Origin of the sequence: Fortiea contorta PCC 7126 (assembly GCF_000332295.1) — a bacterium.
Taxonomy (GTDB): Bacteria; Cyanobacteriota; Cyanobacteriia; order Cyanobacteriales; family Nostocaceae; genus Fortiea; species Fortiea contorta.
The window spans coordinates 567,138-578,660 of record NZ_KB235930.1 but is presented as its reverse complement, the minus strand read 5'-3'; the positions used below and the strand labels follow the sequence as shown (position 1 = coordinate 578,660).

The window sequence follows — 11,523 nt, the reverse complement described above, 5'->3', positions numbered from 1 at the left end:
CTTTTTGTATTATGGCGATGTCGCCTCGGAAATACTCAAGGAATTTTTGGCTTCGGTGGTTACAGATTCCACAGCAACAGCGGGTGTGGTTATATCTTCGGTACCTTCCAGGGTTTGGTTACTCTCTGCTATGGGACGCAGGGCGCTTAAAGCAGTTTTAATCACAACTGCAGTCGGTACCGCCACAATCACACCCAACAACCCGCCAATTCTGGCACCAGTCAAGACAGAAATCACTACCCAAACAGGATTCAAGCCAGTAAAACTGCCTAAAATGCGCGGTGCAATTAAATTTTCGAGAATTTGCTGCACAATCACCGCCGCCATCAATACTCTCGCCCCCATCCAGAAATCTTGCAATGACACTAACAAGGTAGTCAGGGCGATACCAACAGAACCACCAAAGGGAACCAGGGCCATAATCCCAATTGTTAAGCCAAAGAGTAAGCCGAAGGGTACCTTGAGCCACAAAAATGTGGGAATTAAGGCTGAGGCGATGCAGGTAGCTAAGATTAGTTGGGTGATAAAGAAATTTTGAAAGCTGAGGCGTAGGGTTTTGGAGAAAGGATCTCGAAATCGAGAGGGAAGCCATTCTACAAGACTTTGCCAAAGTTCGCCGCCATGCTGTAAAAGATAGAAAGTCAAAATCATCGTCAACACGAAGTCTAGCAGGCTAGTGACGGTGACTACAGCCAAATTTAAAACTTGTCCAGCGATCGCTTGTAGTTGTCCCTTGACGCGATCGTTGATTTGTGACACCAAAGCATCAAGATTGATTGGTAGACCGAAAACTTCTACTTTCTCATTTAACATCATTAACTGAGAGCGCCCAGAGTCAATTAACTCTGGGATGCGGGCTACTAGTTGCTGCGCTTGGGTCAGGGCTAGAGGAAAAAGAGTCACGCCCAAGGCCAACAAAATCGATAGAGCCAATAAAAACACTAAAATAGCGATCGGCTCTCGCCTCGCACCGTGGCGCTCCATCCAGCTAACAGGGTAGTTGAGCAGAAAAGCTAGGACTGAAGCTCCGACTAAAATGACTATCAGAGAATGAAAATAATTAAAAATCGCCGAAATCGCCCAACCATTGAGAACTAGCAGGGGGATAAAAAGTGCGATCGCGCCGATGCGTGCGATGGGTGTTAGTGTCTCCCACCAGTCGAATAGCTTGCGTGTCTGCATCTTTAGCCGGTTACGGGATAGAACTGAATAAAATCCTGTCTCAAAGCTTATTATCTCTGATTACTCTGCTTTCATTCATCCTTCTCACTATGGAAAATCTACCACCATCTGACAATTCATCTCCACCAAGTGATGGGAATAATTACCAATCTTCCATCCCCAAAACTCAACTGCTTCTATATCTAATTCCCATCATTGGTTTCTTCCCCTCTTTGTGGACACTATACCGCCGTCAAGGCAGTCGGGAACAAATGGCGGTGAGTCGTCTGTCTATTACTTTGGCGTTTACTTGGCTTTTAGGATACCTGTTGTTCACAACCGGGGCTGAAAATGCAGAATTTTTGGCATTGCGTTTACTCATTCTCAACAGTTTGTTCACCTCTGGTTACTTTTTAGTGAGTCTCTGGTTAATTTTTCGCCTCATTCAGGGCAAGTCTAAACGTTTACCAGGATTGAGTAATTTTGCCGAGCGGATGTTTAGCAAGCACCTATCATAAAGACTCTCAACGGCCAAACCACGGCGCGGTTCCCAATCAGAGTAGAAAATTACTTACTCCCACAAGTCTGAGTGTCAATAGCATAAAAAAGCAAAATTTTTCCGTATTCCCGTGCTATTACCTTGTAGATAAAGTAGGTTCATATTTCCCTCTCAGGTTGATTCAGTATAATCACCGAAATTATCGCCTATGACAGATGTTTTACCGATAGATATGGTCAAACCAGTTTATTGTTGTCATACTGCTATAAAACAGTATGGAAACTGCGGCCAAAAAACTAAAAGACTGCTATAAGTGTTGTGGTTGACGCGACAACAAAAAAGTTAGCGCTAATAATTAAGAATTGGCTATCACGATTTGATTTGTCTCCATATCTAACAAAATTACCGAATTTGCTCAGTAAGTGTGAGGGAGTCTGTGACCATTCAAAGAACTTCAGCAGAAGACAACCAATCGGCAAAAGCGCCCAACTCTGGCGATAAAAATTCTGCTAATGCTAAAGCTGGACGTTGGCTATGGTTTTGGGTAGGGATGGGCGGTATTGCAATGGTTTCGGCAATGGCGGGGGCGCTGTTGGCGGTTTCTCTGACTAGTACGCCGCTGCAGCAAGCTCAACTCAGTCCCCAAGAAGAAGCGGTATTTGATAGCGATCGCATCGCTGGCGGTGGTTTACGATTTTCTCAATTAACTCGCCCTGTGAATCTCTTGGTGATGGGAATGAGTGTGTTACCACCTGATATCCAAAACCCTCCCGCAGAAACCAAAAATCTCCGCTATTTACCCCAGTTAAACTCCTTTGATGGTCTTGCTGATGTCATGCTCTTGGTCAAATTTGACCCAGAGACAAAAAAGATGGTCATGCTCTCGATTCCTAGAGACACTCGCACAGACATAGAGGGACATGGAGTTAAAAAAATTAATGCCGCTAATTTGGAAGGTGGGCCAGCTTTAACTGCTAAAACTGTTAGTAACCTCCTAGGTGGAGCGGGAATTGACCGCTATGTCCGCATTAATGTTTTGGGTGTGGCTAAACTCATTGATGCTTTGGGTGGTGTGACTGTTTATGTCCCCAAAGATATGAAGTATCAAGATGATTCTCAACATTTATACATCAATTTGAAGGCAGGTAAGCAACATCTCAAGGGCGAACAGGCGATGCAATTACTGCGTTTTCGCCACGACGAACTAGGAGATATCGGCCGGGTGCAGCGGCAACAAATGGTGATTCGTGCTTTGATGGAACAAAGCCTCAATCCCGCTACTGTTGCGAAATTACCGCAAATTTTAGATGTAGTTAAGGAACATATTGATACTAACTTGACAGTTGAGGAGCTAGTTGCACTCGTGGGTTTTGGTGTGCGGACAAATCGTGCCAATACACAAATGTTAATGCTTCCTGGTCGCTTTAGCGAGAAGCGTGAGTATGATGCTAGCTATTGGTTGCCGAATAAAGACAGTATTGCTAAATTGATGGCGCAGCACTTTGGGCTGGAATCACCAAATCTACAAGAAGCTTCAGAACCCGGCGCTTTACGGATAGCAATCCAAGATAGCACAGGTAGCGATCGCTCTACGCTTCGACCTTTAATTAGAAGCTTGGAAAAAGCCGGATATCGTAATGTCTACATCGCTCAAGCATGGGGTGAACCTCTAGACGTCACCCATATCGTCGCGCAACAAGGCGACGGTAACAGCGCTGAATCCATTCGCCAAAGTTTAGGTTTTGGGGAAGTGAGGGTAGAAAGTACGGGAAATCTTGGCTCAGATGTCAGCATCCAAGTAGGTAAAGATTGGTTGCGACAAAAAGAAATTCTCGATAAATCTAGAAAACTTTAAACAAAAAGGCGTGAGGTTTGTTTCACGCCTTTATTTTATTTCATTAATTTTGAATTTTGAATTGATAATTTTCAATTGCAGCACAGCGACAGTCATCTATATCTACCAGTTATCTGCTGTACCTTTTTTGTAAGGGTCGCCCATAAATGGTTGCATACCAGTTGCTGGATAAGCATCGTCAGTAGGGCCGAATATCCGCATTGCTGCTTCAGAAATATATTGAGTGATGCTAGCGATAATTCGAGAGATAGCCATAATCTTAAACTCCCATTTTTTAGCCGCTATTAATGGCGATATTTATAATTTAGTGCGCTTTTCTCTTTGAATTCAGATTCTCAATATATCGATAATCTCTGCAATGTTTATTCAGATATGTTTGCAATACTTTAACTTTTTTTGACACTCTACTTTCCACTTTGATTATATTTGAAAACCAGCTGATCCGCATGATGAATTAGAATTAAGCTATGTTAATTTGCAAGTTTTCTTCCCTAATCAAAATTTTCAGCAAAGCCACTACACCAGTTTGAGTAGAAACTGCCTCACCATCCCATTGACCATCGGCTGTATATTTACCTTGAGTGTAGAGATTAGTTCCTGACCACAGATAAGGAGTCAGCACCTCTGGATGATACTGTCTATAACCAAAACCGTTGTATCTCTCCAATTGCCACAGTTGAGCTGCTAAACTCCAATCTTTAACTTTGTCGAAATCCTTGAGTGTCAAAGCATCAATTGCGCTTTCCTCCCAAGTGTATCCTACTTGCCAGCCATTGATCGGCGCTTGAGCGGGTCTAGCTACTGGTATATTGACTGTACGTTTTTTGAGTGAGTCACCGTTGTGCAAATGTCTCGTAAATTTCAAGGTTGATTCCATATTGTGAATCACGGCGATGAAGTACCAAGGAACGTTGATTGTTTTTTGCACACCTAGATAACGAGGTCGATTTGAGGAGATTGTCGCCACTATCTCTTGAATTTGATTGACATTTTCTGGCTTGATAATGCAACTATTCCACAGTTGTTGATATTCCGATTTGAGGTCACGCAGGCGGAGAGATGTTTGTGTTGTCATTTTGACTTCAGTAATAACACTATATTTTGGGAGATGATGGCGCTAACTTCATTTTTTATTCGCAAAATTCAGTATTTTTGAATTACAAGCTAGTTGCCAATGCTACTTTTATTGAATAATATTATATGTAAACAATTTTCAGACGACAATGTAAACTTTTTATACAAAAATAGTTGCTTGGCTTAAACAGTTTCTCAGCTATAGCGGGGATTTTTAGTATTTACTTAAGTCCTTTTACTTAAATGTTTATAGATTTTATACAATTTGTCTTTAAAGTTTAATAAACAGGACAATACCACCCCAAAAACCCAGTACTGAGACTATCGTATAATTGTGTATGTAAGTAATATCTTTGTTAAGAGTTTATATCTAAGGATATAACTTTAAACAGAATCAATCTACACAATTTTATCTGTACATACTTAGCAAATAACTCGACACAGGCAGGTGCAACATGAGACTACAAGATTTTCTAGGGACACAGACTAAATGGAATTTTGAAGCCGTCGCCGATGACGCAGATTTAACTCGTCAGATCCAACTTCAATTAATTAACTTGGGTTTGTTAGAACCTCCAGCCGATGGGAGATTTGGCCCTATCTCCGCAGCGGCTCTCAAAAAGTTTCAAGAAATCACCAAAAGTGGGGAACCTGACTTTTTAGGCCCAATCACAGCGAAAAATCTCATTGAAACCAAACCAGATGAAATACCTCAACCTCCATTAAAACTTGGCAATGACATTGCCAGTCGGATTGTGAAATACATGCAGGCAAAAGACTATCAAGTATTCTCTAGGTCTAGAGAATACAACATTGTTTATGTTGAGGGGATGAGTGGAGATTGGACTCTCAACGGAGATAGAGCTAATGAATTCAATGATCGACGGATTGTTATTGAAGTCGTAGAAGGCGTGCCCAAAATTGTCGATCACTGGCAAGCAACTACAGAACCAGGTAGATTCTACACGATCAATCCCATGAATCCCAAAGGAGCAGCCAGAATTAAATTTGATCAATACAAATCTTGGCGAGTAGGATTCCACGGTAACGCCGATCGTCACGAAGCATTAATACAAGTTGCACCCATCACAGTTCATCGAGATTTCAATGAAGACTTTAAACGCACAGGAGACAAACTAGATACTGGTCTGTTCATGGTAAATCAACACTGGGGCTATGATGCTCCAGCCAACGATATCAAAAACGCCAGTGCTGGTTGTTTGGTGGGGCGCACACGACAAGGACATCGAGAATTTATGGCGATTATTAAACAAGACCGTCGCTATCAAACCAATGACGAATATATTTTCTACACCACAGTTATTCCAGGAGACGATTTAGTTAAGTCTTTCCCTGGATAGGGGCTAGGGAGTAGGGGCTAGGGAATGATAAAAACCTCTTTTCCTAACCCCTTTCCCCTTTCCTCAAATTAGTATTAAATAATATCTCAATATTAAATTGGTGCGCCCCTGTAAAAAGCTGACGGGACGCCAGTTCGACTTATTTTAGCCTCCTAATTCTCGCAGCAAGGCTTCGACTCTAGCGACGCCATCTTGATCATTTCGTCGTTGGTATAAGTCACGGGCTTTTGCTAATAAGTTACCTGCTTGCTTAGTTTGGCGTCTTTGTTTGTACATAGAAGCCATTAACTCATAAGTTTGGGCGTTGTTTCGATCTAAATTAATTGCTTGTTCATAAGCCCACATTGCTGCTTCATAATCTCCCATGCGGGCTTGCATAACGCCCAATCCTAAATACGCATTAGTGTTGTTGCGGTTTAGCTGTATGGCTCGGCGATAGGCTTCTTTGGCTCCTGGGGTGTCTCCCAAATTGCCTTTGATGTAGCCGACAGCGTAATAAAATTCACCATTATTAGGGTTAAGAGCGAGAGCGCGACGATAGGCTGCTAGCGCTGCTGGAAAATTACCTTGTTGAGCGTATAAATAGCCGATCCCAGAATGAATTTTAGCGTTTTTAGGATCGAGACTAGTTGCTTGTTGATAAACTGCGATCGCCCCATTATAGTCACCCGCATCCACTAGTCTTCTTCCTTGTTCCAGCAGTTGCGTTAGCTCTGGGTTTCTCGCTTGTGCAACCAACACCTGCGCTTCAGCTATTGCGGGCATAGTGGCAACAAAACATCCTGATAAAAGAACACTAACTATGAATACAGTCTGTTTGTACACAGTAAATTTCCTGAACTTTGTAGGGAACTTTTTTTGTACATTAAATCAAAAATGTTGACTTTTGAAAACTGTATTTACGCACTTTTATAAAATATTAATAGTATGTTAATAGTAACTGCGTAGTTATCACTACAAAACCGCATTTATACTGAACATCAAAGTATTAATTAAGAAGAGTTAAGTATATCTTCTCAATATATAATTAATCCAAAGTTAGCTAATAAATTAGATAAATTATCAAAATAAATGATAATCATAGGGTTCACCAATTGCATGAGTTACGCGCTCTAATACCCTACAGGGTAAATAAAGCATTCATGACGAATCTATTAAAGGCTTAATCTACAAGTTTATTTATTTCATAATTCATACTTCATAATTCATACTTCATAAGAGATGTTGTGAGCCAACATCTCTATTTTGCTAAATTTCTACTACAGCTTTAAGCAAATTTAAATCATAAGGACGTTCTGTATCATCCTCACCTAAATACTCACCATTTTGAATTTCCAAAATTACCAGCGGAATATGTCCAGGATTTTCTACCTTGTGGAGTGTAGCTGCAGGAACATAAGTTGATTCGTTACGATTGAGTAAAATTTCTTCATCTCCACAAGTCACCTTCGCAACTCCTGCGACCACAACCCAATGCTCATGACGATGGTAATGTATTTGTGGTTTGATGCCGTGTCTAGGCTTAATTTCCACTCGACTAATTCTATAACCTTCGCCTTCTTCGATGACATCAACATTACCCCAATATCTTGCACCACCATGTGACAAAGGTAGAGGATTATTCTCATTTTGAGTCATAACAAATTTCCCCAAACAGATGACTATTACTATCGTTCAGTAATTTAACTCAAACTAGATGAAGTTGGGGTGAAGCTCGCGGAATTTGTCAACTTGTCTTACTCCCTATTTTCCTGTGTACTGAATCCGATAAATGCGGTTATTAGCTTCTTCTGTGACTAAGAGACTACCATCAGGTAACACTAATAAACCTACAGGTCTTCCCCAGGTAGTAGGTACAGATGGATTCAGCAGAAATCCGGTGAGAAAATCTTCATAATAGTTAGGCGATCGCCCTTGAGCATCGAAGGGAACAAACACAACCTTGTAACCAGTACCGCGATCGCGGTTCCAAGAACCACGAAAAGCCACAAAAGCACCATGACGATATTTGGCGGGAAATGTATTACCGTCATAAAACTGCAAACCCAAAGCGGCTGAGTGCGCTTGAAACAACACATCGGGAGTGCGGGTACGAGCTACCAAATCCGGGCGTTTACTTCTATTATTTGTCTTTTGGCGTGGGTCGAGGTTGCTTGGTGTTAAATAAGCATAAGGCCAACCGTAAAATTCCCCTTGGCGAATGCGTGTAAGGTAGTCTGGTACTAAGTCATCACCGATACCATCCCTCTCGTTAACGGTAGTATAAAGTTCTTTTGTGACGGGGTGAAAATCTAACCCGACTGGGTTACGCAAGCCAGCAGCGAAAGTTTGCACCTGGGAGCCATCCAAATTCATCTGCTGTACAGAAGCCCGTGGTAGCGGTTCTTCGCTGACGTTGCTTTGGGAACCAACAGAAACATATAGTTTGTTACCATCGGGTGATACAACTACGTTCCGCGTCCAGTGTTGGTTATAGCCACCACCAGGTAGATTGGCAATTTTTTTACCAGTACCACTGAGTTGCTGTTGACCTTTAGTGTAAGGAAATTGTAAAACCGCGTCAGTGTTACCTAGAAAAAAGGCATTACTGGAAAAAGCCATCCCAAAGGGAATATTCAGCCCATTAACTTCACTTGCGAAAATCTGACGCACATCAGCCACCCCATCCCCGTTACTGTCACGCAACAAACGAATCCGGTTTTGTCTAGTTTCTGTCACCAACACGTCACCGCTAGGGGTTAAAGCTAACCAGCGTGGCGCATCTAAACCTTCAGCAAACACATTGACTGTAAACCCTGGCGGTACTCGCAACACCGGGTTAGCAGGAATTGACACCACATCTGGCGATTTAGAAGCACTTTCTGTCGCAAAAGGTGCGGGTAAATTTTTTAAATTGATGCGGATTGGTGTAGGTGAAAGTGGTTCAGTACGGATAATGTTTTTTTGCTGTGTAGAATTCTGCGCTACTTGGGGTGATGATGCAGGATTATTCCAGGAAGCGCTAGTCTGACTACAAGCTGCTGTGGTAAATAACAAGCCCCACATCAGAAAATGCCTAGAGATGTTCATAAAAGCAAGATTTATACACAATTTTCTTACTTTAAACTTTAGTTTGAATAATTGTCGCCAGCCGCAAGTGCGATTTTGATTAACTATACAATCCGGTTGTACAGATGATGCATGATGCAAATAACAAATCTTTATTTGCATCGCTCTATTTATAGTTGCTCAATCGCAAATAAGCTGTTTTCTATTGATTTTTGCACATCTGGAGTGACATTACTAGCGCCTTTAAGGCAATTCATGAGTAATTGGTTATCATCCCAGTACTGCTGCAAACGCGGCCACTCTTCTGGAGTGAATAACCAAACTTGACCAATTTGGCGATCATTAATCAGCAAATTCCGCAATTTTTCAATCCAAATTTCTCCGTTAGTTAACCACCAAATTTTTAATGCTTCTCTACCTTGATTCGCTGAAGGTAAAAGATTTTTAATATCTTGTAGCGCTGTTTGTAAAGATGGTTGCTCTTTTAATAAATGCTCAAGATCAAGAGCTAGATTGAGAGCTATGAACCGTTGAAAAAAGATATCAGCAGTTATAGCTAAACTCACAGATAAAGCGTGAGTCAGTGCTAAATCTAGCGCTAAATCAACAGCGAGATTACTAGCAATTTGATGGTCTAAAGATATAGCTAAACTTTGGTTACAGGCTAAAGGATGTTCTGGGGGTAGAGCTAAAGTAAAATAAAATGCGCGGACACTAGCTGGATGATGAGGTGCATTGACCGCTGAAGTTTTACGGGATATCCAATGCAAAAAGTTTTTTAACTTGGCATCATTGTTAACAGCAGCATTTATTTTTTGCTTCATTAATTTTAATAATTCATCCGCAGGATGCAAAATTTCCACACTTAATAAAAAAACTTCTCGCCAACGTTTTTCATTTAAGTGATTGACTAATTCTGACAATGTTTCTGTACTAGCATGAGCGACAATTTCTCTAGCAGTAAAGTACTCTTGAAAAGTCAAATGGGAAAACGAGTAAATTCCTCTAGCTCGTTCAATTAATAACCCATGTTGAGCCTCTATCGCCTTTAAGATGGAGACACTTTCTAAATCTAAAGCATCTGCATCAGTAGTTGCATTAGGTAAATGTCGTAGATAATCAGTAATAAGTTGTCGCATTTTCGCTTCCGGTAGCAAGTAATCTCCTTGAGCAAAGGTAATTGCAGCAATGCGACTCAGAAGTTTAATTTTCTGCAATAATGACAAATCACGATACGCTTGATCTCGTTTAATTCCCCTAGCTTCATCCCAGCGTACTAGTAATAGTTCTAATCCTTTTCTATATAGCTCAGAGCGAGCAACAGGAAAATCTTCTATAAATTGAAACAACAAACACGTCAGATTGAGTAAAATTGGTGTGGTTGCTAACTCCAGAAACTGCCGATTTTCAGCTAAATCTAGTTTTTGCATGAACTTCTGCGCTAAAGCTCTAGCTTCTGTATGCGAATTTTTCGCAACTGTCAAAAACCATTTTTGAGCGAAAGCAGCAATTTGTGTTTTAGTAAAATCGGCAATTTCTACTTCAGTGAAACCATAAAATTTGTAACTTTGAGCAGCGATACGACAAGTAATAACTACCCTAGTTCTATAAAAATTATCCAGAAAATAACGAATACTTTTAATTACTTCGTCGCAATCTTCGCCGGCAACTTCATCTAATCCATCAAGTAAAATTAGGGCTTTGCCATGAGATAATACTGTGATTAGTTCTTGTTCAGTAATACCAAAATTAGCGAAACTTTCATAAATATAACTGAATAAATTAATTTGACTACGCCCTTTAGTATCATCAGTAAAATTTTTCAGAGTTATAAAAATTGGCAAGCAATCTGGTTGAAAAAATCCTTGATTGCAACTAATAGCAATTGATTGCAAAAATGTAGTCTTCCCAGCGCCGGGTTTTCCCAGCAGCATCAACTTAGAATATTGGACGAAGGCTTCGATTCCCCAAACTCTTTTTTGCCGGATTTTACCTAGACCGAATCTGTCAGATTCACTAGCATCATAATTTAGGCGATTTGTATTTTCTACCCATCTTTTGCTCGTCATTTCTTCGAGAATATTGACATCAATATAAAGGTCGTTTAATTCGATGGGTTGAGCAATATCTAAAAGATGTAAACTTCCACATTGGGATTGGATTTTATCATAGTGAGCAGCCCGCAATTTTTGGACTACAGCATCGATATCGAAAAGTTGATGAGTAGGGTTTTCTGTTGGTTCTGTAGATATCGATTCATTGATAGCGGGTTTTTGTGAAATTTCCGACGGGTCTAACTCTAAGATAAAACAAATCTCGTTGAAAGCTTGGCGGTCAATCGGTTTCCCAGTGAAGAACTTCCAAATAGGCTGACGAGTTTCTAAACCTACCGCACTGGCTAGATATTCTTGCGTCCAGCCTTTACGTTTAAAAGCTTGTTTAGCTTTTCTAATCCCCTCACTTGATGCTTGCAACGATCTTTTTGCCATTCGCCTAAACTTTATATTTATATGAGTAAACTTTTG

The 11,523-nt window shown here is 40.8% G+C and carries 10 protein-coding genes; 3 read left to right on the top strand and 7 right to left on the bottom strand.

All coding sequences use genetic code 11. The annotated features are described in order from the left end of the window. Positions 1 to 9: 9 nt before the first annotated feature. Positions 10 to 1,182: an AI-2E family transporter gene (locus MIC7126_RS0102730; protein ID WP_017651588.1), complete on the bottom strand. Its 1,173-nt coding sequence runs from the start codon at positions 1,180 to 1,182 to the stop codon at positions 10 to 12. Between the two features lie 89 nt (positions 1,183 to 1,271). On the opposite strand from MIC7126_RS0102730, the gene MIC7126_RS0102725 reads away from it, so the two are divergent. Then, positions 1,272 to 1,679, top strand: a complete 408-nt coding sequence (locus MIC7126_RS0102725) for a hypothetical protein (protein ID WP_017651587.1) — start codon at positions 1,272 to 1,274, stop codon at positions 1,677 to 1,679. Positions 1,680 to 2,096: 417 nt separating this feature from the next. Further along, positions 2,097 to 3,515 carry an LCP family protein gene (locus MIC7126_RS0102720; RefSeq protein WP_017651586.1) on the top strand — a complete coding sequence of 473 codons (1,419 nt, stop codon included), beginning with the start codon at positions 2,097 to 2,099 and terminating at the stop codon, positions 3,513 to 3,515. Between the two features lie 102 nt (positions 3,516 to 3,617). On the opposite strand, the gene MIC7126_RS31110 is transcribed toward MIC7126_RS0102720, so the two are convergent. Together MIC7126_RS31110 and MIC7126_RS0102710 are read right to left on the bottom strand one after the other, a co-directional pair. Next, positions 3,618 to 3,770, bottom strand: a complete 153-nt coding sequence (locus tag MIC7126_RS31110) for a hypothetical protein (protein ID WP_017651585.1) — start codon at positions 3,768 to 3,770, stop codon at positions 3,618 to 3,620. A 205-nt stretch (positions 3,771 to 3,975) separates the two neighbouring features. Further along, positions 3,976 to 4,590 carry a hypothetical protein gene (locus MIC7126_RS0102710; RefSeq protein WP_017651584.1) on the bottom strand — a complete coding sequence of 205 codons (615 nt, stop codon included), beginning with the start codon at positions 4,588 to 4,590 and terminating at the stop codon, positions 3,976 to 3,978. Between the two features lie 454 nt (positions 4,591 to 5,044). Between MIC7126_RS0102710 and MIC7126_RS0102705 the strand changes: the two genes are divergently transcribed. Further along, positions 5,045 to 5,950: a peptidoglycan-binding domain-containing protein gene (locus MIC7126_RS0102705; RefSeq protein ID WP_017651583.1), complete on the top strand. Its 906-nt coding sequence runs from the start codon at positions 5,045 to 5,047 to the stop codon at positions 5,948 to 5,950. Positions 5,951 to 6,094: 144 nt separating this feature from the next. On the opposite strand, the gene MIC7126_RS0102700 is transcribed toward MIC7126_RS0102705, so the two are convergent. The 4 genes from MIC7126_RS0102700 to MIC7126_RS0102685 all read right to left on the bottom strand — a co-directional run bounded on the left by MIC7126_RS0102700 (position 6,095) and on the right by MIC7126_RS0102685 (position 11,487). Continuing rightward, on the bottom strand, positions 6,095 to 6,715 hold the full coding sequence (locus MIC7126_RS0102700) for a tetratricopeptide repeat protein (RefSeq protein WP_017651582.1): 621 nt from the start codon (positions 6,713 to 6,715) through the stop codon (positions 6,095 to 6,097). Between the two features lie 483 nt (positions 6,716 to 7,198). Then, positions 7,199 to 7,588 carry a phosphomannose isomerase type II C-terminal cupin domain gene (locus tag MIC7126_RS0102695; protein ID WP_017651581.1) on the bottom strand — a complete coding sequence of 130 codons (390 nt, stop codon included), beginning with the start codon at positions 7,586 to 7,588 and terminating at the stop codon, positions 7,199 to 7,201. Positions 7,589 to 7,693: 105 nt separating this feature from the next. Further along, positions 7,694 to 9,019 carry a PQQ-dependent sugar dehydrogenase gene (locus MIC7126_RS0102690; protein WP_026099983.1) on the bottom strand — a complete coding sequence of 442 codons (1,326 nt, stop codon included), beginning with the start codon at positions 9,017 to 9,019 and terminating at the stop codon, positions 7,694 to 7,696. A gap of 149 nt (positions 9,020 to 9,168) precedes the next feature. Continuing rightward, positions 9,169 to 11,487: an NACHT domain-containing protein gene (locus tag MIC7126_RS0102685; protein ID WP_017651579.1), complete on the bottom strand. Its 2,319-nt coding sequence runs from the start codon at positions 11,485 to 11,487 to the stop codon at positions 9,169 to 9,171. Between the last annotated feature and the right edge of the window lie 36 nt (positions 11,488 to 11,523).